Raw genomic sequence first — 20478 nt, 5'->3', positions numbered from 1 at the left:
CGTACGTGGGAGGTGATCTGCCCGTGGTCACACGGCTTCCGGACTGCCGAGGAGAATGGCGTTCTTCACACCGCCGACCTGGTAGTTGAAGCTCAGCGCGTAGTCGAAGTCGAGCGGCCGGGGCCGCACGCCGGGGACCGGGTCGAAGGGCAGCCCGTCGGCCGGCTGCTCGCAGTTGGCGGTGGGGCAGACCTGCCCTCGCTCCATCATCATCAGCGTCATGGCGACGCCCAGGCAGCCGGCCGGTGCGCCGTTGTGGCCGAAGCAGCCTTCCTGCGAGGTCATCAGCAGGTCGTTGTCGGGCCCGTACAGCTCCTTGACGGCGTTCGCCTCGAAGGCGGTGACGACGACATTGCCGTCGCTGCCGCCGTGGACGTACGGCACATCGTCGATCCGCCACCGGTCGCCGAGGCAGCGGCGGACCGCGGTGACGAGTTCCGCGCCGGTCTCGTCGCAGGCCAGGGGGTTGGCCAGCCCGTCACGGGTCATGGCGGTGGACAGCACCTGGCCGTAGACGTGTGCACCGCGCCGGGCGGCGTGTTCCCGGCTCTCCATGATCACGGTGGCCGCGCCCTCGCCGTGGTTGATGCAGTCCGCCCGCCGGTCGTAGGGCCGCATGAGGGAGCTGAAGGACGGCAGCAGTTCCGGCATCCCGGTCGTGCGGAGGGAGTCGTAGGTCTGCTGGGCGCCGCTCAGCAGCCGTTGGATGTTCTGGATGAGGTGGACGTCGAAGACATCCGCCCCGGTCACGACCGCGACATCGACCTCGCCCTGGGCGATCATCCGCCGGGCATTGCCGATCTGCACGGCGGAGGAAGCGCAGCCGCACGAGACGGTGTAGCAGGGGCCGTTGGACTGGGTCAGCGCCGCCTGAACCAGTGCGACATCGGAGGGCGTCACGGCCTGCTGGGCCGCGACGAACAACTCCATGGCGTCCGGTGCGGAAGTCTTTCCGGGATCGGCACCCAGCACCGAAAGATAGCTTTCGATATTGGAGTCCACACCCCCGCGCCCGACCAGAATCGCGGCTTCGCTCAGTGCGCCGCCGCAGAAAGTCAGCCCGGCATCGGTGGTCGCTTCGGCCATCGATACGAGACCGAAACGGTGGGCCGAGGTGTAATGCCGGGAGAAGAACGGCGGAACGTCCGGGAGGCGTTCGTCGAACATCTCCTGGGTGAGCTCGACCGAGCCGTAGTAGACCTCGTCACGCTTGAGGCAGGATTGGCCGTTGGAGACGACGTCCCACATGTCGTCGGCCGTGAAGACCGGCTCCGTACGACCGGGCAGGCAGAATCCGACACCGGTCACCACAACACTCCGGCCGTCGCTTCGGTTTTCACCTTCACCAGATTCTCGGTTCACGACAGGACTCCGTTCCTCATGAGGTTCAACATGGTCGTTCTCCTCTGCACATCGCTTTCTTCTTCGGGACGCACAGCACCTACTCGGCGATTCTTGTGCGGTAACACCAGCGATACACGGGGACCGGCTCTCCGCCCAAGTCCGCGTATTCGCCGTAGAATTCGAAGCGCTCGTAGCCGTTGCCCCGCAGGATCCTTATCGGATCGCCCTCGTTGTCACGCGCAGACCGTGGCAGGGCATTTCCTTCCGGCCCGTCGACGAGGATCACCATTCTTCTTTGCGCCATGCTGTCCTCCGGTGTTCTGTCGCAGTGGGTTTTCTGGGGGCAGGCTTCAGATGTGCGGTCGGGGGAACCCGGGCGCAGGTCACTGCGGTGCGGCTGCCGGGCGGGCCCGGCCGGCTGCGGGAAGTGGGGCCGGCCCGCCCCGGAACGCGGTGGAACGATGGCCGGCCGGCCGCTCAGAGGGCCGGCCGGCCACCGTGGACGAGGACGGGCAGGGGGGCACCCGCCGGGCGGGGGGCCGTGCGCGGGGTGCCGTCCCGGACCACCGCGTCCGGGCGGGCGGCGGGACGGGAGCTGCGGCCGACGGGACCGGCGGCGCGGCCGGTGCCGGCACCGTCGGCCACCGGGATGCTGCCGTCGCCGGTGGACGGACCTTGGCCGCCGGGGCGGCGATTCCCCTTCAGCGCCGTGGAGTGGGGGAACATCACACGGCCGGGAGGGGCGGTGGCGGCATGCGGCTCGGCCGGGAAGACCGCCGTGGTGCGGTGCGGGAGTCCTGCGGAATCCGTGCTTCCGTCGTCGTACGGAGCAGGGAGGCGGGAGGTGCGGAACGGTGCCGGCGTCCGCGTGCCGTTGCCGGCTGCGTGTGCCATGCCGGCGGGCGCCGTTTCCGCACCGGGAACCGGGGCCGTGAGGGTCGTGTCACCGCCGGACCGGGCGGATGCCGGTGCTGTCACGGTGAGGCCCGGGGTCAAGGCGCGTAGACCGCTGACCCAGCGAATAATGGAAATGGTTCGCATGAAGCCCCCTGACCGAATGTGGGGGCCGATCGGCCGGTGCCGACGTATCGGCACCGGCTGACGGATCCAAAACCCTCTACCGGGGACGCCCATACGGCATCTTGGTCTGACCGCAACCAGGCTCTGGGCCGGGCCAACGGGTAGGCCAGGTGCCGCTCCCCGGAGAGGATGGGCGGCCCACCGGTTGGATGCGACTAGTTATCCATGCGGCTCGGCGGGCTACAACAGTCAACCGATAAGGCCACCCGTTCGGAGCAGCGCGAAAAGAGGAAACTCGTACCAACTTGCGCAATGGCCTGAGGAGATGCCTTTATTCGACTCATGACTGATGAAGCGTTTGATTGCTCACTGCTCCTGCTCGGTCGCGCAGTAGAACCGTGCGCAGCAGCAAGCTCGCCGCTTGTCATTCTTGTGCGTGGAACGCAGCGGCAACCGACGTGCTGTCAATAGACGGCTGCACCGGCCGGGGACGGCCGGGCACCGGAAGTCGCCGCGGCATCGGCAACGCCCGCCGCATGCACAACTTCCTTCCTTCATAACCCAGTTGAAGATGCGCTCATGACCCAGTTGAAGATGCGCTCAAAATTCTCCCGTACAGGTGACGGAACCACGCCGGGGGCCGGCACGGGCCGTCCGTGCCGGGGCACACGGTCCTTTTGCTGACCTTGGCCGGCTGTTGTTCTCCTCCGTAGTGGACGGCACGTCAAAAAGCTCTCCCCGGGGCGCGCAGTTCACCGTCCCACCCAGGTATGAAGTCATCACGATTCCGCGACACCGGTTTCACGCTCAAGAGCGAATCACGCCATCCGTACCTGGCGGCGGAATAACTCCTGAGCAGACAGAGGTGATTCGATAATGAACAATGACGCCGGGTGCCGGTTTCCGCGTGCGGCCGACACCCACACGATGTCACTCGCCGACTACGGGGAACGGAGGTGGACGGCAGCGATGCACGGCCTGGAAACCCTGACCATGTCCCCCTACCAGGCCGGGTGGCGGCTGCGTGTCATTCCCAGCATCGGGCACGTCCTCATCCGGAAGGTCACCCGCCGCGTCGTCAACCGTGCGCTGCACTGCTGGATCGCCGACGAATGCGGGCTGTCGACGGTGAAGAACAGCCTTGCCGTCCTCGTCCGCGTCCTGGAACAGGCGGTGCGGGACGGGGTGCTGGACGCCAACCCGGCCCGGGTGGCCGGCTGGCAGCAGGAGTATCAGCGGGCACAGAGCGAGCGCACCACTCCCAGGGCGCTGGCCCTGCCGGACGTGCGGACGCTGGAGCGGCTGGCGGCCGCCCTCGTCCAGCGGTCCCCGGACGGCTATGAAGGGTGGGGCGACATCGTCCGGTTCGCCGCCTGGACCGGTACCCGCTTCAGCGAAGTGTCCGCCCTGCAGGCCCAGGACATCGATATGAGCACCTGGACCTGGCAGGTCCAGCGCTTCACCGTGTCCGAGCCGGAGGGCCTGGACGACCGTCCCTGCCGGGGCAGACACCACCGGGTGGTGCCGCTGCGCCCCGCGGCGCGGGAACTGGCGGCCGGACGGCTGGAGGCGGCGCGTCACACGCCTGGGGCCCGGCTGTTCACCGGCCCGCGCCAAAGCCGGTTCACCGCGGCGGAGCTGCGGGACACGACCCGCTGGGACGATGTGGTGGCCGAACTGGGTCATGAGTACCTCCGGCGCCAGGACCTGCGCCACACCGGCCTGACATGGATGGCGGACGCGGGACTTCCGCTGCCCTTGCTGTGCGGCGCCGCCGGGCGTCCTGCGCAGGACGCCCGGCGGTACCTGCCCCCTGACGGGCCTCTGCGGTCCGCGGAGAGCCATGGGGAGCCACCGGCGAGTTCGGCCCCCGCCCGTACGACGGGCGGGGGCCGAAACGCTTTCCGGCGTCCCCCGGCGGGGTGACGGCGACGGGGTGCCCGGACGGGGCCGGGCGGACCGGGCGCGGCCGGCGGGCCGCAGCCGGAACCCGGGCCGTCAGCCGCCGGACGGGCCGCCGGACGGGCCGTCACAGGTAGGTGAACGAACCGGCGTTGGCGGCACCGCCCGCCGTCTGGACGGTCACCTGCACGGTCGACCCGACCGTGCCCGGCGGGACGATCCCGGTGAGCGAGGTGCCGCCCACGTTGACCACCACGCCGGTGGCCGGCGCGGCCCCGAAGAGCACGGTCGCCCCGGAGAGGTTGGTCCCGACGATGGTGAACGCCGCGCCCGCCGCCGCCGAGGCCGGGGTGACCGTTCCGGTGACCGTCGGAGGCGCCGGGACGTAGGTGTATCCGCCGGGGACGGTCGCGGTGCCGAGCGGGGTCGTCACGACGACCGGGACGTTGCCTCCCGCGGGGGGTCCCGCAGGAGCGATACCGGACAGGACGCTGCCGGTGGGGTCCGTGCCCAGGACGGCCGCCGGAATGCGGCCGATGGTGACGGTGGCGTTCTGCAGGTTCGCACCGGTGATGACGAACGGGGTGGCCCCCGTGACCGGACCCAGCGAGGGGGTGATGGCCGCGGCCGTCGGCGGCACCGGCGCCACGTACACATACGTCGCCGGGTTGCTGGTACCGGCGCTGGTGGTGACGGTGACCTGCACGGCGCCCGCGGCATGCGCCGGAGCCAGGACCGTGACGGTCAGCCCCAGCGTGTCCTGTCCGACGATGGTCGCCGACGTCGTCCCGAAGAGGACACTGGTGGCGCCGCCCAGGCCGAGCCCGATGAGCTGCACGGTGTTGCCGCCCGTGGTCGGGCCGGAGTTCGGCAGCGCGCCGAGCAGCACGGGCCCGAGCGGCAACGGGATGGCCGGCACGGCCGGTTGAATGGTGGGTGTGGACATGAAGGTCCTCCTGCTGTGTGAGCTCGTTGCTCGGTCCGCTGGTGACGGATGCGGCTCACCGGCCGGGACCCGAGCACTGGCAGCAGCCGGCCGCACAGGCGGGGTGGCACAGACGGCGCACAGTGGCCGGCTCACACCTGGGCGGTGAAGAGGCCGTCGTGCCGCTGGCCGCCCTTCAGGCCCACAGCGAAGAGGGCTGGAGGGTGGGCCGACTGCGGAAGCCCGAGGGGGATGGACGGCCCACCGACCAGGCATCACCAGTAACCCAGAAGAGGTGACACCGGACAATCACGTTGACGCCGGAACACCCATTCGGCTCAGCGCGCGGACCGGCGGTTTCACCACCCCTCCGGCACCCTCCCGCGCCCGCCCTTCACACGGTCCGTATCGGGCCCTCCACGGGGGCCGCGGCGGCGACCAGTGAGGGGTAGTCCTCCAGCGTGAGCGCCGCGGAGATGTCGTGGCCCTGCTGCAGCATGGCGGTGACGGTGGCGGGGGTGTTCAGGGCCGCGTTGCGGGCGTCCATGGCCTCCCGGGTGGCCGGTGCCAGGAATTCGCCGGCGCCGCGGCCGCCTTCCTGGCAGCGGGTCACATAGGGGCGCAGTATCCGTTCATAGCGGGTGAAGGCCGTTGGGTGATCGCCGCCGGCGAGGGCCAGCTCGCCGGCGAGGACATAGGCACCGATGACGGCCGAGCCGGTGCCCATGCCACCGACCGTGGCACCGTAGGCGGCGTCACCGAGGAGCGCGATACGGCCCGTGGAACGAACTGCTGGCCGGCCGCGCCGACCGCTTTCCCGCGGTCGCCGCGGCCGTGGCCGCCACCGGGGCCGACCGCACCTCCCGCAACCAGGCATGGGAGTTCGGCCTGGAACGGATCCTGGACGGCCTGGAGGCCTATATGAGCAGGGGCCGGGGCCGGGGCATCAGCTAGGGCCGGTGCCCTGGCGCGTCGGGCGGGCCAAGGCCGCGGGCAGCGACCGCAGCCAGTCGACGAGCAGGCGGTTGACCTCCTCGGGGCGTTCCTGCTGGACCCAGTGTCCGCAGCCTTCGAGGATGTGCGAGGAGGACAGGCCGGGGAGCGTGTGGGGGAACGCCTCGATGGCGCCGGCCATCCAGTTGGTGGAGGCGTCGTGTTCCCCGCCGATGAAGAGTGACGGCTGGGTGAGCGAGGCCCCGTCCCAGGCGGCGAGGTCCTCCCAGTCCCGGTCGACGTTGCGGTAGCGGTTGAGCGGACCGGTCAGGCCGGAGCGCTCGAACTCGCCCGCGTAGAAGTCGAGATCGGCGTCGGTGAGCCAGGGAAGCGACAGGGGGCTGCGGGCCGGGAAGCGGTCGGACAGCTTTCCGCCCGGGGGGACCGAGAACTGCGCGATGTGGTCCCCGCCGGCCGGGGGCCCGGCATCGCCCGAGCCTGCGGCGTAGAAGCCCGCGAGCCAGCCGCGCACATCGGGTTCGATCTCCGATTCCGCCCGGCCCGGTTCCTGGAAGTAGCTGACGTAGAACTCCCCGGCGTCGCCGAGCCCCGCGAAGGCTTCGGTGGGCCGCGTTCCGCCACGGGGCGCGTACGGGACGCTCAGCATGGCCACGCCCGTGAAGAGGTCGGGCCGCAGCAGCGCCGTGTTGGCGGCGATCGGTGAGCCCCAGTCGTGGCCCACGATGACCGCGCTCTCCTCGCCGAGGGCGCGCAGCACGGCGACGTTGTCGGCGACATGGGCCAGCATCCGGTAGGTCGCCACGTCACGGGGTGTGGAGGACCGTCCGTAGCCCCGTACGTCGAGGGCGACCGCCCGGTAGCCCGCCGCGGCGAGCGCGGGGAGCTGATGGCGCCAGGAGTACCAGGACTCCGGGAAGCCGTGGACCATGAGCACCAGGGGGCCGCTGCCCTGCTCGACGAGGTGGATTCGGCCGCCGGGGACCTCCACCGAGCGGTGGGCCGCCTCGGGCGGCAGGCCGGCGGGCGGGTGCGGCGCCGGTGCCGGGCCGGCCGGGGAAGTGGAGGGTGTGGACGGCGTCTCGGGGGACTGCGGCATGCATCCTCCTCGGGGAGTGGGGAGTGGGGCCGTGCCGTGGTGGCGTGGCCTGCGGGCGGCGGCGGGCCTCGGACGCTCGGGCAGCCGGTCGGCCCGGCCGCGGTCCCCGTGACCGCTCCCCACGATCATGGCGGCGCCGCACGGCGCGCGCGAGGATTCTTGCCGGGTCGGCAAACGCGGCCGGGACGAAGGCCCCGCCCCTGCGCCGGGACAGCCGCCCCTACAGCCGGACCGTCCGCCTCGGCTGTTCCTTCGCACCCGTCAACAGGCCGTGCAGGGTGGCGAATTCGTCGACGCATTTGGCGGTGCCGTTGACCACGCAGTCCAGGGGCTGGTCGGCGACCACCACGGGGACGCCCATCTCCTGGCGCAGCCGCCGGTCCAGGCCGCGGAGCAGGGCACCGCCGCCGGTGAGGGCGATCCCGCGCTCGACGATGTCGCCGGACAGTTCCGGCGGGCATTCGTCGAGGGTGCGGTGGACGGCACGGACGATCGCGTCGACGGGTTCGGCCAGGGCGTCGCGGATCTCCTCCTCGGTGATCTCCTGGATCCGGGGCAGACCGGTGATGTGGTCGCGGCCGCGGACGGTGTAGGAGGTGGGGCGCTCCGGAGTGCCGTCCTCGTCGGTGTCCAGCGGGGTCCAGACCGCCGAGCCGATCGCGATCTTGATGTCCTCGGCGGTGCGCTCGCCGACCGCCAGGGAGTGCTGCTTCTTGATGTAGGCGGCGACGGTGGTGTCCATGGCGTCGCCGGCGACCCGTACGGACTGGGCGGTGACCAGGCCGCCCATGGAGATGACCGCGACCTCGGTGGTGCCGCCGCCGATGTCCACCACCATGCAGCCGACCGGCTCGTCCACGGGGAGGCCGGCGCCGATCGCGGCGGCCATCGGCTCCTCGATGAGGTGCACTTCGCGGGCCCCGGCGCCCCGGGCGGAGTCGATGACCGCGCGCCGCTCGACGCCCGTGATGCCGGAGGGGACGCAGATGACCACCCGCGGCCGGGAGAAGCGGCGGCTGGGCAGGGCCTTCTTCATCAGGGCGCGCAGCATCCGCTCGGCGGCGTCGAAGTCGGCGATGACGCCGTCCCGCAGGGGGCGCATCGCGGTGATCCCGGACGGGGTACGGCCGATGGTCCGCTTGGCGTCCGCACCCACGGCGATCACCTCGCCGGCGGTGTTGACCGCGACGACGGACGGTTCGTTCAGCACCACGCCCTTGCCACGGACGTACACCAGGGTGTTGGCCGTGCCGAGGTCGATGCCTATGTCGTACGTACCGGACGAAGTGCTGGACGCCATGGGGGGTTCGTGTGCTCTCTCGCGACGGACGGGGATCCTGGGGGCATTGCGCCGCAGACAACCCCATGGGCGAGCAATGGCGTTCATTGCGGTCAATGAACAAGACTACCGGGGGGCCGGAATGGTTCCCTCCGCCCGGCCTGCCGCCCCTCCCGTCCGCCGCCCTCAGCCGCTGCCGCTCCCCTCGGCCCCCCGGAGTTCGTCCGGCTCCCGGGACAGCGCCTCCGCCAGCTCGTCGAGGGCGTCGAGCTGCAGGTCCGCGACGCGCAGGGCGACACCGCGGCTCTCGTCCTCCGCGTCCCATCTCTCCCATACGGCCCGCAGGTCACGCCAGTTCAAGGGGCCACGCTCCCGCACGGCGCGCGTGGCCTCCTCCAGGGAGGTGCGCAGTTCGAAGGCGAACGCGGTGGCACCGGGCGAGGACGCGGCATCCCGCTCGGGCAGATGCACCTCCAGGATCATCGTGACCCGGCCCATCGTGGCGAGCGCGGCGCTGGCCGCGTTCGCCGAGGCGAGGGAGAGGCCGCGGTGGCGTACGGGTTCCTTCTCGGCACGGGCCTCGCTCTCCTCCCAGGCCGCACGGGCGGCGCGGGAGTCCAGCAGGGCGTCGCGGACCTGCCGGGGGCGGCGCTCGGCGGGCTGTGCGTAGAGGTCGAACACGGCCAGCGCGTAGCGCCCATTGGCCTCCAGCCACTCGGCGAGGCGGTCGCGGAGCCTGGGCGTCTCCCAGGCGGGGAACAGCGCGTACGACAGCATCGCGAGCAGCCCGCCGAGGAGGGTGAGCACGAGGCGTTCCTGGACGGTCTGCTCCCAGCCCGCACCGGCGATGCCGAGCAGGAAGACGACATAGGCGGCCACGCACGCCGAGGTCACCGAGAAGCCGGTGCGCATCAGCAGATACATCAGCCAGACGCAGACCACGGCGAGCCCGGCACTGACATAGGTGCCCGGGTGCGCCAGGGCCATCAGCGCGCCCGCGACGGTGACCCCGACGAGGGTGCCGATGAAGCGGGCGATGCCGCGGGAGTAGGTCTGGGCGAAGTCCGGGCGCATGACCATGACGGAGGCGATCGGCGCCCAGTAGCCGTGGCCGAGCGGGAGCGCGGTGCCCAGCAGATAGCCGGCGCCGGCGACCGCACAGACCCGCAGGGCGTGCCGGAAGATGTGCGAGGACCAGCGGGCCTCGCGGTGCAGGGAGCGCAGCGCGCCCGGCACCAGCCTGGGGACGCTGGGGCGCAGCAGATGGCCGCGTTCGGCCTCGGTGGTGGGGCGGGTGGCCTGGACCGGCTCGTCGGTGAGTTCCACGGCGTCGGCGAGCAGCGAGATCAGCCGGTACGCGGAGCGGCGGGCGGCCCCGTGCAGCATCGGGCCGCTGGCGGGGACTTCGAGGGTGGCCATCGCCTCCGGGGGCAGCCGGACCGGTCTGGCGTGCCGTACCGCGTGGGCGACGGCGTCCAGGATGGTGGCCGCGGCACTCAGCAGATCGCGGGCACGGTCGCGTTCGGGTCCTTCCAGCGGGGTGCCGACGACCGGGTCGGCGAGGGAGGCGAGGACCGGCCGGACGCGTTCGGCCAGACCGCGCGGGCCGTGCAGCTGTACGGGGCGGCGCCTGGCCTGACGCGCGGTCACGGCGGAGGCGAGCCGGGCGTCCATCAGGGGGGACGGGTCGAAGGGGGCGACCGGGTCGTGCCGCAGCCGCCGGGCGTAGTCCGCCTCGGCGGCCAGCGCGTCGGCGAGCGCATCGCGCTGGACGCCCCAGGGGCGGACCGGGAAGAGCACGATCAGGGCGGCCTGGACGAGACCGCCGAAGAAGATCAGGGCGGCGTGCTGCAGAGCACCGAGGACGGACGTCGGCAGGGTGACGGTGACCAGCATGATCGCCACGGTCTGGGTGCCGATCAGTCCGGCGACCGGGCCGATCGCCCAGGCCAGCCCGGCCAGAAAGGTCCAGCCGGCCAGAAGCACCAGGAAGACGGCGAGATGGACGGCGGCCAGATAGCCGAGGAAGGTGGAGAGGGCCAGCGCAGCGGCGACGGCGAGCGCGAGCACCGGGCGGGGCCGCATACTACGCTGGAAAGTGACGATCCCGGAGGAGAACGCGCCGAAGGCGGAGGACACCGCGAGGGTCGGATCGCCACGCCACAGGCACAGGCCGATGACGAGGGCGACACCGGCCGTACCGCGGATGGCGATCAGCGGGGTGAGCTTGGTCCGCTCGATGGTCAGCCCCGAGCGGGCGGCCTCCTTGAGCGCACGCGACCACGTCATAGCGAGAGGATACGGTCCGAAGACGGACGTTCCGGACTGGCCGGGGTGGGTGCAATTTTCGCGTCCCGCCACCCCACCACCGGGAAAATCCCGGTAAAACACCCACCCGGCACGCGTAAAACGTCCCAGGTCACGAAGGGGATGCCCGGATTCCGGGTGGCGGTGCGACCAAGCCGACACCCCGGAAGGGAAACCCGGGCCCGCACCGGCCCCCTCTTGTGGGGCAGCCGGGAAAGCTCCCGGGTGTTCGGCAAGGAGAAGGCCTCGTGCGCAAAGCCCTGTTCCGTCCGGTGATCGCGTTGATCACCCTGACCGTTCTCGCCGCCACGGCCGGCTGCGGCACCGGCGCCACCCAGGCCTCCCCCGTACGGTTCGGCGGGACGAGCGCCGCGCTGCATGCCACACCCCCGGGGAAGCGGTCGCTGGTGCAGTGGCCCACGCGTCCGATCAGCTTCAACGAGGAGAGCCGGGTCGGCGGGGCCGGCCAGAACACCCCGATCGGCGTCACCACGCTGCACGGCCCGAAGTCGGGCTTCACCGGGAAGGTGTGGGTGTGGGCACCGCCGGAGTACTACGAGAAGCGGAACGCGAACAAGGGCTTCCCGGTGATGGAGGCGCTGCCCGGCTCGTACGGCTTCCCCGTCAACTACTGGATCGGCTCCGACCTCAAACTGGAGGAGAGCCTCGCCCAGTGGTCCCAGAACGGCAGCAGCCTGCCGTTCATCGTCGTCATGCCGGTGCTCAACCCCAATGACAAGCAGTACTACGACGGCAGCGACATACCGGGCCAGCCGAAGATCGGCACCTGGCTCAGCCAGGACGTGCCCGACCTCGTACGGCAGAACTTCCGCACCCTCAAGACCCGCGACGCCTGGGCGGTCATGGGCTCCTCCTCGGGTGGTTTCGCGGCCCTGAAGAACGTGCTCCAGCACCCGGACACCTTCAAGATGGCGATCCCCAACGGGCCGGACATCGTGCCCGACTCACCGCTGTGGAACGGCCACGCCAAGGAGGAGCGGGAGAACAACCCGGAGGTGCTGGCCCGCCGGCTGATCGCGCGCGGCGGACCGCCCGTCTACGTCGCCTTCCAGGACGGCTCCCAGGAGTACACGGTGCTGCCGAAGGTACGGAAGTTCATGGCCCAGTACGGGCACGGCCCGGTACACACCCGGCTGCAGATCGTGCCGGGCGGCACGCACAGCGCGGCGACGTATGTGCAGGGCCTGGGCGAGGGCACGATGCGCTGGGTCAGCGCGCGGATGCAGGGGCCGACGGCCTGACAGCGGCCGGGGCCGGACCCACGGCGTCACCACGCGGCAGCCTGGCCGGGACCGGCGGCGCACAGCCCGCCGCCGGCCCGGGGAGCAGGGTTCGCCGGCCCGTACCGCGGACAGACCCCCGCCCGGCGAGGCCGGCCGGGGGTCTGTCGCGGGAGGGTCAGTGGTTGCTGGGGAAGCCCAGGTTGATGCCGCCGTCGGACGGGTCGGGCCAGCGGGTGGTGACGACCTTGCCGCGGGTGTAGAAGTGCACCCCGTCGTTGCCGTAGATGTGGTGGTCGCCGAAGAGCGAGTCCTTCCAGCCACCGAAGGAGTGGTAGCCGACCGGCACCGGGATCGGCACGTTCACACCGACCATGCCGGCCTCGACCTCCATCTGGAAGCGGCGGGCCGCACCGCCGTCCCGGGTGAAGATCGCGGTGCCGTTGCCCCACGGCGAGTTGTTCATCAGCGCGATGGCCTCGTCGTAGGTCCCGACGCGGACCACGGACAGCACCGGGCCGAAGATCTCGTCGCGGTAGGCGTCCATCTCCGGCGTGACGTTGTCCAGCAGGGAGACACCGATCCAGTGGCCGTCCTCGTAGCCCTCGACGGTGTAGCCGGTGCCGTCGATGACGACATCCGCGCCCTGGGCCGCGGCGCCGGAGACATAGGAGGCGACCTTGTCACGGTGCACCTTGGTGATCAGCGGGCCCATCTCGGAGGCCGGGTCGTCACCGGGGCCGATGCACAGCTGGTCGGCGCGCTCCTTGATCTTGCCGATCAGCGGGTCGGCGGTCTCCCCTACGGCCACCACGACGGAGATCGCCATGCAGCGCTCGCCCGCCGAGCCGTACGCGGCGTTGATCGCGGAGTCAGCGGCCAGATCGAGGTCGGCGTCCGGGAGGACCAGCATGTGGTTCTTGGCGCCGCCCAGCGCCTGGACGCGCTTGCCGTTGGCGGTACCGGTGGTGTGGATGTAGCGGGCGATGGGCGTGGAGCCGACGAAGGAGACCGCGGCGATGTCCGGGTGCTCCAGGATGGCGTCGACGGCCACCTTGTCGCCGTTGACGACGTTCAGCACACCGTCGGGCAGCCCCGCCTCGGCGGCCAGCTCGGCGAGCTTGAACGCGGCGCTGGGCACCTTCTCGCTGGGCTTGAGGACGAAGGTGTTGCCGCAGGCGATGGCCAGCGGGAACATCCACATCGGCACCATCGCCGGGAAGTTGAACGGCGTGATGCCGGCGACCACACCGAGCGACTGGCGGATCGCCGCCACATCGACCCGGGTGGAGACCTGGGTGGACAGCTCGCCCTTGAGCTTCTCGGGGATGCCGCAGGCCAGCTCGACGATCTCCAGACCGCGGGCCACCTCGCCGAGCGCGTCGGAGTGCACCTTGCCGTGCTCGGCGGTGATCAGCCGTGCGATCTCCTCGCGGTGCGCATCGAGCAGCTCGCGGTACTTGAACAGCACCGAGGTGCGCTTGGCCAGGGAGCTGGTGCCCCAGGTCCGGAAGGCTTCCCTGGCCGCGCCGACGGCCGCGTCGACCTCGTCGGCCGAGGCGAAGGCGACCTGCTTCTCCTGGGCGCCGGTAGCCGGGTTGTAGACCGGGCCGAAGTTGCCGGAAACGCCCTCGACGGGCTTGCCGCCGATCCAGTGGCTGAGGGTCTTCATGCGAGGGGCCTTTCTGGGTGACGGCTTCGAGCGGGTCAGAGGTGGCGGCGGCGCCCGGCGGCGTGCCGGTCGTACGCCTCGCGTGCGGCCACCGCCGCCGGACGTGTCGCGGTCTCGGCAACAGGAACATCCCACCAGGCCTGGGCCTGCGGCGCGCCCGGCACAGTGTCGGCCGTTTCGGTCTCGACATAGACACATGTGGGCCGGTTCGCGCCACGTGCCTCGGTGAGCGCGGCGCGCAGCTCGCCGACGGTGGCCGCCCGGAGCACCTGCATGCCGAGCGAGGCGGCGTTGGCCGCGAGATCGACCGGCAGCGGCGCCCCGGTGTACGTGCCGTCCGCGGCGCGGAAGCGGTAGTCGGTGCCGAAGCGCTCACCGCCGGTCGCCTGGGACAGACCGCCGATGGAGGCGTAGCCGTGGTTCTGGACGAGGACGATGTTGATGTTGATGCCCTCCTGGACCGCGGTGACCAGTTCGGTGGGGTTCATCAGATACGTACCGTCGCCGACCAGCGCCCACACCGGCCGGCCGGGGGCGGCGAGCCGGACACCGATCGCGGCGGGGATCTCATAGCCCATGCAGGAGTAGCCGTATTCGAGGTGGTACTGCCTGCGGGACCGGGTGCGCCAGAGTTTGTGCAGGTCACCGGGGAGGGAACCGGCCGCGTTGATGATCACGTCGGTGTCGTCGACGACGGCGTCCAGGGCGCCGAGCACCTGCGTCTGAGAAGGCCGTACGGACGGGTCCCCGGCGCCGTACGCGGCATCCACCCGCCGCTCCCAGTCGGCCTTGGCCGCCCCGTAGGCCGCCTCGTACTCCGCGTCGACGCGGTGGCCGGACAGCGCCTCGGTGAGCGCTTCGAGGCCGGCGCGGGCGTCGGCGACCAGGGAGCGGGCGCCGAGCTTGTGGGCGTCGAAGGACGCGATGTTCAGGTTGACGAAGCGGACACCGGGCGCGGCGAAGAGGGTCGACGAGGCGGTGGTGAAGTCGGTGTAGCGGGTGCCGACGCCCAGGACCAGGTCGGCCTCGCGGGCGAGGGCGTCGGCGGTGGCGGTGCCGGTGTGGCCGATGCCGCCGACGTCCGCGGGGTGGTCGTGGCGCAGCGAGCCCTTGCCGGCCTGGGTGGCGGCGACGGGGATACCGGTCGCGTCGGCGAACGCGCACAGCGCGTCCTCGGCCTCGCTGTGGTGGACCCCGCCGCCCGCGATGACCAGGGGCCGGCGGGCATCGCGCAGGGCACTCACGGCCTCGGCGAGCGCGTCGGCGTCGGGGCCGGGCCGGGGGACGCGCCAGACCCGGTCCGCGAAGAACTCCTCGGGCCAGTCGTACGCCTCGGCCTGGACGTCCTGCGGCAGCGCCAGGGTGACGGCGCCGGTGTCGACGGGGTCGGCGAGCACCCGCATGGCCTGGAGGGCGGCGGGGATCAGCGCCTCGGGCCGGGTGACCCGGTCGAAGTAGCGGGAGACCGGGCGCAGCGTGTCATTGACGGAGAGGTCGCCGGCGAAGGGCACTTCGAGCTGCTGGAGGACGGGATCGGCGGGCCGGGTGGCGAAGATGTCGCCGGGCAGCAGCAGGACCGGGAGGCGGTTGACGGTGGCGAGCGCGGCGCCGGTGACGAGGTTGGTGGCGCCGGGGCCGATGGAGGTGGTGACGGCCTGCGCGGACAGCCGGTCGCACTGCCGGGCGTAGCCGACGGCGGCATGCACCATGGCCTGTTCGTTACGGCCCTGGAGATACGGCAGCGCCTGGCCGGACTCCAGCAGGGCCTGGCCGATGCCGGCGACATTGCCGTGGCCGAAGATGCCCCAGCAGGCGTGGATCAGGCGGTGCCGGCGGCCGTCGCGCTCGGTGTACTGGTGGGCGAGGAACTCGACCAGGGCCTGCGCGACCGTCAGGCGGCGTGTCGTCGGGGCGTTCATCGGGCGTCTCCTGCCGGCGCTGCGTAGAGGGGGAGGCGGGGGTCGACGGGCTGACCGGGCCAGGTGCCGCGGATCCAGCCGTGGTCGGGGTGGTCGCAGATCAGCCACTCCCGGGTCTCGCCGGGTCCGGCCATCACATTGAGGTAGTAGAGGGTGTGACCGGGCGTGGCGATGGACGGGCCGTGCCAGCCGTCGGGGATCAGGACCGCGTCGCCGCTGCGGACCTCGGCCAGCACATCGGTGCCGCGGCCGTGCCCCGAGGGGCTGACGCGCTGGTAGCCGACGCCTTCCGTGCCGTGCGCCGGTTCGACCTCGAAGTAGTAGATCTCCTCCAGCTCGGACTCCTCGCCGGGGCGGCACTCGTCGTGCTTGTGCGGCGGATAGGAGGACCAGTTGCCGCCGGGGGTGAGCACCTCCACCGCGATCAGCCGGTCGCACTCGAAGGTGCCCGCGGCGCCGAAGTTGTTGACCTGGCGGGAGCAGTTGCCGGTGCCACGCAGCTCCACGGGCACGTCGCAGGCGGCGCCGTAGCGGGCGGGGAGGCGGCGGTCGCAGCGGGCGCCGGTGAGCGCGAAGCGGCCGCCGGCGCCGGTGGCGAGCTGGACATGGGCGTCGCGCGGTACGTACGCGAAGTCCGTGACACCGCTGAACACGCTCTCCCGGCCGGTCAGTTCGAAGGCCGCACCGCCGTCGGTCAGCACCGTGCAGCCGCCGGACAGCGGCAGCACGAGCCATTCGCTGTCGCCGGTGGCGAAGGAGTGACGGCCGCCGGGCGGCAGGTCGAGGACGCGCAGCGAAGAGTAGCCCCAGCCCGCCCGCTCCGGGTCGATGTCCAGCACGTACGGGCCGTGAGCCGCTTCGCCGGCCGTCAGGTGGAATTCAGTGCTCATCTTTCGAGTCTCCTGCGGAAATCGCGTCTCTTGAGTCTCCTGCGGAATCGCGTCTCCTGAGTCTCCTGCGGAAATCGCGGTGTTCACAGCAGGCCTACGGCCGTGTCCACGGCGGCCGCGACATCCCCGTCGGCCGGATAGAGCAGCGAGCGCCCGACGACCAGGCCGTGGACCGTCGGCAGCCGCAGCGCCTTGCGCCACTTCTCGTAGGCGGCTTCCTGGTCCCGGACGGTGCTGCCGATGTCGCCGCCGAGCAGCACGGTCGGCAGGGTGGTGGTCTCGCAGACCCGGGCCATGGCGTCGGGGTCGTCGGTGACCGGCAGTTTCAGCCAGGTGTAGGCGGAGGTGCCGCCGAGGCCGGAGGCGATGGCCACCGAGCGGGTGACGGCCTCGGCGCCGAGGTCGTTGCGGACCGCGCCCTCTATCCGGGAGGAGAGGAACGGCTCGACGAAGGTGGGCAGTCGCCGCTCGGCCATCGCGTCGATGGCGCGGGCGGTGGTCTCCAGGGTGGTGAGCGAACCGGGGTCGCTGTAGTCGATGCGCAGCAGCAGTTTGCCGGCGTCGAAACGGAGCCGGGCGAGGTCCTGGGGGCGGTGGCCGGTGAACCGGTCGTCCATCTCGAAGGAGGCACCGGCGATGCCGCCGCGGTTCATGGAGCCCATGACGACCTTGCCTTCGAGAGCACCGATCAGCAGCAGGTCCTCCAGGATGTCGGCGGTGGCGAGCACCCCGTCCACGCCGGGCCGGGACAGCGCAAGGACCAGGCGTTCGAGCAGATCGAGGCGGTTGGCCATGGCGAGCTGCCGGTCTCCGACGGCGAGCGCGCCGCGGGCCGGGTGGTCGGCCGCGACGATCATCAGCCGGCCGCTGTCGCCGATGAGCGGTCGGCGGGTGCGGCGGGCGGCGGCCTCCGCGACGGCTTCGGGGTGGCGGGCCCGCAGCGTCGCGAGGTCACTGATCCTAGGGTTCAAGGCTCAACTCACCTTCTTGAGTGCACAGGTGGGGCGGGTGCGGCGCGGGGCGGCCGTCGGGCGGCGGCGCCGTCGGGCGGTGGCGCCGTCGGGCGGGCGTCGGCCATGGGGTCACCGCCCCTCGAGGAACGCGTCGACCTCGTCGGCCGTGGGCATCGCGGAGGAGCAGGCGAGGCGGGAGGCGACGATCGCGCCGGCCGCATTGGCGTAGCGCATCATCGGCTCCAGGTCCCAGCCGGCCAGCAGGCCGTGACAGAGCGAGCCGCCGAAGGAGTCCCCGGCACCCAGGCCGTTGACGACCTCGACGGGGGTGGGCGGAACCTCCGCCGTACGGCCGTCGCGGTGCACGGCGAGCACGCCCTTGGGGCCCTGTTTGATGACGGCGAGTTCGACGCCCCGCTCCAGCAGCGCCTGGGCACAGGCCTTGGGGTCGCGCAGCCCGGTGGCGACCTCGGCCTCGTCGACATTGCCGACCGCCACGGTGGCGTACCGGAGGGCGGCCTCGTAATACGGGCGGGCGGCGGCCATCGCCGCGGCGCCGCTCACCCCGCTGCCTCCGGAGGCACCGCCCGCACCGCCCGTACCACCCGTACCGCCCGTACCGCCCGTACTGCCCCAGAACATCGGCCGCCAGTCGAGGTCGAAGACGGTCGTGCCCCTCCTGGCGCGGGCCTCCAGCGCGGCGAGGGTGGCCCCGCGGCTGGGCTCCTCGCACAGCCCCGTACCGGTGATCCAGAAGATCCGGGCGGCCGCGATGGCGTCCCGGTCCAGCTCTTCGGGGCGGATGACCAGGTCGGGGGCCGTGGGACGCCGGTAGAAGTAGAGCGGGAAGTCGTCCGGCGGAAAGATCTCGCAGAACGTGACCGGCGTGGGATACGCCTCGACGGGCGTCACCCAGCGGTCGTCCACGCCGAAGTCCCGCAGCGCCTGGTGGAGATAGTCGCCGAACGGGTCGCTGCCGGTGCGGCTGATGACCGCGCTCCGCCGCCCGAGCCGTGCCGCCGCGACCGCCACGTTGGTGGCCGAACCACCGAGGAACTTCCCGAACGTCTCCACCTGCGCCAGCGGCACCCCGGTCTGCAGCGGGTAGAGGTCGACTCCGATGCGGCCCATGGTGATCAGGTCGAACGGCTCGGTCATGTGCGCCCCTTCGAGTCGGCCGGCACGGCGGGTTCGGCGGGTTCGGCTCTGAGGAAAGGTCTAACGGGGAGAGTCAGACCCTGTCAACACTTTGTCCTTACATACTGACGTTGACGAGGGGAGTGGGAGGGATGCGGGAGACGGGGTACGGGAGACGGGCGGGCCGGGGCCGCCCCTCCCCCGGGCGGGTCGGAGCACGGCCCACCCGGGGGCGGGCCCAACCGTGAAATCCACCCTCCAGGCGTACCCCTGGGCGCCCGTGGCGCACCCGTGAGCACACGCCCCCTGAGCACGCCCCGGGCGTACCCCCGAGCGCAAGCCAGGCGCACCCCCGGGCGCGCCCCGGACACAGCCCTGGGTACGACCCGGACAGAGCCCTGGGTGGGATCCGGACGCGCCCCTGGGCGCGCCCCGGGTCACTCTCTGGGCGCACCCCGGGAGACTCCCTGGGGCGCACCCTGGACGCATCCCCGAGCCACAAAGTCCTTAAGTCCTTATGTCAGGACGAAGTCTTGACACTCCCCAGGGCGACAGAGAGGCTGTGCCCCACGACCCGCCCCAGCGCCTCCCGGTCACCGCCGACCGGCGAGAGGAGAGCCGCAGCATGTCCGTACCCCATGCCGCCCCGCCCGTCCTGGACCGCCTCCGCATCGGTTCCGCACCCGACTCGTGGGGGGTCTGGTTCCCCGACGACGACCGGCAAGTCCCTTGGCAGCGCTTCCTGGACGAGGTCACCGAGGCCGGCTACGAGTGGATCGAGCTCGGCCCGTACGGCTACCTGCCCACCGACCCCGCCGTTCTGCACGACGAGATCGCCCGCCGCAGCCTGAAGGTCTCGGCCGGCACGATCTTCACCTCGCTGCACCACGGCCCGTCCGTCTGGGACAAGACCTGGGCACACGTCTCCGAGGTCGCCACCCTCACCCAGGCGATGGGCGCGGGGCACCTCGTCGTCATCCCGTCCTTCTGGCGGGACGACAAGACCGCCGAGGAGATCGAGCCGCGCGAGCTGACCACGGAGCAGTGGAAGCACCTGACCACCGGCATGGAGCGGCTGGGCAAGCGGGTCCGGGACGAATTCGGGCTGGACATCGTCGTGCACCCGCACGCCGACACCCATATCGACACCGAGGAGCATGTCGAACGGCTCCTGCACGTGACCGACTCCGACCTGGTCAACCTCTGCCTGGACACCGGCCACTACGCCTACTGCGGCGGCGACAGCGTCAAGCTCATCCGCACCTACGGGGAGCGGATCGGCTACCTCCACCTCAAGCAGGTCGACCCGGACATCCTCGGCGAGGTCGTCGCCAAGGGCACCCCGTTCGGCCCGGCCGTCAAACAGGGCGTGATGTGCGAACCACCGCTCGGCGTGCCCGCGCTCCCGCCCGTCCTGCAGGCCGCCCAGGAGCTGGACGTCGACCTCTTCGCCATCGTCGAGCAGGACATGTACCCCTGCCCACCCGACCAGCCGTTCCCGATCGCCGAGCGCACCCGCCGCTTCCTCCGCTCCTGCGGCGCCTGAGCCGCAGGAGCGGTAGGAGCGGCAGGACCGGCAGGAGCCCTATACGCCCCACGCGCCGCCATACGCCCCACGCCCCACGCGCCGCGCCGCAGTGTGCGCGCCTTGATGCGACGCGCAGGGCTTGATACATGCGACGCGCAGGGCTTGATGCGACGCGTACGCCTTGCCGCGATGCGTATGGCCTTGATGCGTGCGCCTCGTGCGTGTATGGCTCGCATGCGTATGCCTCACGACGCCTCCTCACACTCCGGCAACGATTACGTAGAGTAATCAGTTCCCAGGGTATATCACAC

The 20478-nt window shown here is 71.5% G+C and carries 17 protein-coding genes; 4 read left to right on the top strand and 13 right to left on the bottom strand.

Annotated features, from left to right (window positions below):
- Positions 1-27: 27 nt before the first annotated feature.
- The 3 genes from ACWGJY_RS20720 to ACWGJY_RS20710 form a co-directional block, all read right to left on the bottom strand.
- A complete protein-coding gene (locus ACWGJY_RS20720) occupies positions 28-1311 on the bottom strand; it encodes a beta-ketoacyl synthase N-terminal-like domain-containing protein (protein WP_453262276.1) in 1284 nt (427 codons plus the stop codon).
- Positions 1312-1441: 130 nt separating this feature from the next.
- Positions 1442-1648: a DUF5988 family protein gene (locus ACWGJY_RS20715; RefSeq protein WP_453262275.1), complete on the bottom strand. Its 207-nt coding sequence runs from the start codon at positions 1646-1648 to the stop codon at positions 1442-1444.
- Positions 1649-1821: 173 nt separating this feature from the next.
- Complete coding sequence (locus ACWGJY_RS20710) at positions 1822-2238, bottom strand: hypothetical protein (protein ID WP_453262274.1); 417 nt, start codon at positions 2236-2238, stop codon at positions 1822-1824.
- A gap of 1002 nt (positions 2239-3240) precedes the next feature.
- On the opposite strand from ACWGJY_RS20710, the gene ACWGJY_RS20705 reads away from it, so the two are divergent.
- Positions 3241-4290, top strand: a complete 1050-nt coding sequence (locus tag ACWGJY_RS20705) for a tyrosine-type recombinase/integrase (RefSeq protein ID WP_453262273.1) — start codon at positions 3241-3243, stop codon at positions 4288-4290.
- 103 nt (positions 4291-4393) lie between these two features.
- Here the strand turns inward: ACWGJY_RS20705 and ACWGJY_RS20700 are convergent, their stop codons facing one another.
- Positions 4394-5212, bottom strand: a complete 819-nt coding sequence (locus ACWGJY_RS20700; protein ID WP_453262272.1) for an IPT/TIG domain-containing protein — start codon at positions 5210-5212, stop codon at positions 4394-4396.
- 373 nt (positions 5213-5585) lie between these two features.
- Complete coding sequence (locus tag ACWGJY_RS20695; protein WP_453262271.1) at positions 5586-5918, bottom strand: hypothetical protein; 333 nt, start codon at positions 5916-5918, stop codon at positions 5586-5588.
- 62 nt (positions 5919-5980) lie between these two features.
- Here ACWGJY_RS20695 and ACWGJY_RS20690 point away from each other — a divergent pair, with 62 nt between their 5' ends.
- Positions 5981-6145, top strand: a complete 165-nt coding sequence (locus ACWGJY_RS20690; RefSeq protein WP_453262284.1) for a TetR/AcrR family transcriptional regulator C-terminal domain-containing protein — start codon at positions 5981-5983, stop codon at positions 6143-6145.
- Here ACWGJY_RS20690 and ACWGJY_RS20685 read toward each other — a convergent pair.
- From ACWGJY_RS20685 to ACWGJY_RS20675, 3 genes are all read right to left on the bottom strand, one after another.
- Positions 6138-7241 (bottom strand): alpha/beta fold hydrolase, encoded by a 1104-nt coding sequence (locus ACWGJY_RS20685; RefSeq protein WP_453262270.1) that lies wholly within the window; start codon positions 7239-7241, stop codon positions 6138-6140. The two genes, ACWGJY_RS20690 and ACWGJY_RS20685, sit on opposite strands and share 8 nt — an antisense overlap.
- Before the next feature lie 220 nt (positions 7242-7461).
- Positions 7462-8541: a rod shape-determining protein MreB gene (gene mreB / locus ACWGJY_RS20680; RefSeq protein ID WP_453262269.1), complete on the bottom strand. Its 1080-nt coding sequence runs from the start codon at positions 8539-8541 to the stop codon at positions 7462-7464.
- 165 nt (positions 8542-8706) lie between these two features.
- Positions 8707-10809, bottom strand: coding sequence for an FUSC family protein (locus ACWGJY_RS20675; RefSeq protein WP_453262268.1), 2103 nt, complete (start codon positions 10807-10809; stop codon positions 8707-8709).
- A gap of 266 nt (positions 10810-11075) precedes the next feature.
- Here ACWGJY_RS20675 and ACWGJY_RS20670 point away from each other — a divergent pair, with 266 nt between their 5' ends.
- Positions 11076-12089 (top strand): alpha/beta hydrolase, encoded by a 1014-nt coding sequence (locus ACWGJY_RS20670; RefSeq protein WP_453262267.1) that lies wholly within the window; start codon positions 11076-11078, stop codon positions 12087-12089.
- A gap of 157 nt (positions 12090-12246) precedes the next feature.
- On the opposite strand, the gene ACWGJY_RS20665 is transcribed toward ACWGJY_RS20670, so the two are convergent.
- The 5 genes from ACWGJY_RS20665 to iolC all read right to left on the bottom strand — a co-directional run bounded on the left by ACWGJY_RS20665 (position 12247) and on the right by iolC (position 18660).
- On the bottom strand, positions 12247-13740 hold the full coding sequence (locus tag ACWGJY_RS20665) for a CoA-acylating methylmalonate-semialdehyde dehydrogenase (RefSeq protein WP_453262266.1): 1494 nt from the start codon (positions 13738-13740) through the stop codon (positions 12247-12249).
- Positions 13741-13775: 35 nt separating this feature from the next.
- Positions 13776-15659, bottom strand: a complete 1884-nt coding sequence (iolD, locus tag ACWGJY_RS20660; RefSeq protein ID WP_453262265.1) for a 3D-(3,5/4)-trihydroxycyclohexane-1,2-dione acylhydrolase (decyclizing) — start codon at positions 15657-15659, stop codon at positions 13776-13778.
- On the bottom strand, positions 15656-16549 hold the full coding sequence (iolB, locus tag ACWGJY_RS20655; RefSeq protein ID WP_453262264.1) for a 5-deoxy-glucuronate isomerase: 894 nt from the start codon (positions 16547-16549) through the stop codon (positions 15656-15658). The genes iolD and iolB overlap by 4 nt, the downstream gene beginning before the upstream one ends.
- Positions 16550-16632: 83 nt before the next feature.
- Complete coding sequence (locus tag ACWGJY_RS20650; RefSeq protein ID WP_453262263.1) at positions 16633-17520, bottom strand: Cgl0159 family (beta/alpha)8-fold protein; 888 nt, start codon at positions 17518-17520, stop codon at positions 16633-16635.
- Positions 17521-17631: 111 nt separating this feature from the next.
- The gene (iolC, locus tag ACWGJY_RS20645) at positions 17632-18660 is read right to left on the bottom strand and encodes a 5-dehydro-2-deoxygluconokinase (protein ID WP_453262262.1); all 1029 of its coding nucleotides are present in this window, start codon (positions 18658-18660) and stop codon (positions 17632-17634) included.
- A 604-nt stretch (positions 18661-19264) separates the two neighbouring features.
- Here iolC and ACWGJY_RS20640 point away from each other — a divergent pair.
- Positions 19265-20185, top strand: coding sequence for a sugar phosphate isomerase/epimerase family protein (locus ACWGJY_RS20640; protein ID WP_453262261.1), 921 nt, complete (start codon positions 19265-19267; stop codon positions 20183-20185).
- Positions 20186-20478 lie beyond the last annotated feature (293 nt).

This window comes from Streptomyces sp. NPDC054765 (assembly GCF_053612065.1).
This window is presented reverse-complemented; position numbering and strand designations above follow the sequence as displayed.

Coding starts and splice junctions, on each gene's coding strand:
- ACWGJY_RS20710 (WP_453262274.1), bottom strand. CDS start 2,238: ATGGCACACGCAGCCGGCAACGGCACGCGGACGCCGGCACCGTTCCGC.
- ACWGJY_RS20675 (WP_453262268.1), bottom strand. CDS start 10,809: ATGACGTGGTCGCGTGCGCTCAAGGAGGCCGCCCGCTCGGGGCTGACC.
- ACWGJY_RS20685 (WP_453262270.1), bottom strand. CDS start 7,241: ATGCCGCAGTCCCCCGAGACGCCGTCCACACCCTCCACTTCCCCGGCC.
- mreB (WP_453262269.1), bottom strand. CDS start 8,541: ATGGCGTCCAGCACTTCGTCCGGTACGTACGACATAGGCATCGACCTC.
- ACWGJY_RS20700 (WP_453262272.1), bottom strand. CDS start 5,212: ATGTCCACACCCACCATTCAACCGGCCGTGCCGGCCATCCCGTTGCCG.
- iolB (WP_453262264.1), bottom strand. CDS start 16,549: ATGAGCACTGAATTCCACCTGACGGCCGGCGAAGCGGCTCACGGCCCG.
- ACWGJY_RS20715 (WP_453262275.1), bottom strand. CDS start 1,648: ATGGCGCAAAGAAGAATGGTGATCCTCGTCGACGGGCCGGAAGGAAAT.
- ACWGJY_RS20665 (WP_453262266.1), bottom strand. CDS start 13,740: ATGAAGACCCTCAGCCACTGGATCGGCGGCAAGCCCGTCGAGGGCGTT.
- ACWGJY_RS20695 (WP_453262271.1), bottom strand. CDS start 5,918: ATGGGCACCGGCTCGGCCGTCATCGGTGCCTATGTCCTCGCCGGCGAG.
- iolC (WP_453262262.1), bottom strand. CDS start 18,660: ATGACCGAGCCGTTCGACCTGATCACCATGGGCCGCATCGGAGTCGAC.
- iolD (WP_453262265.1), bottom strand. CDS start 15,659: ATGAACGCCCCGACGACACGCCGCCTGACGGTCGCGCAGGCCCTGGTC.
- ACWGJY_RS20640 (WP_453262261.1), top strand. CDS start 19,265: ATGTCCGTACCCCATGCCGCCCCGCCCGTCCTGGACCGCCTCCGCATC.
- ACWGJY_RS20705 (WP_453262273.1), top strand. CDS start 3,241: ATGAACAATGACGCCGGGTGCCGGTTTCCGCGTGCGGCCGACACCCAC.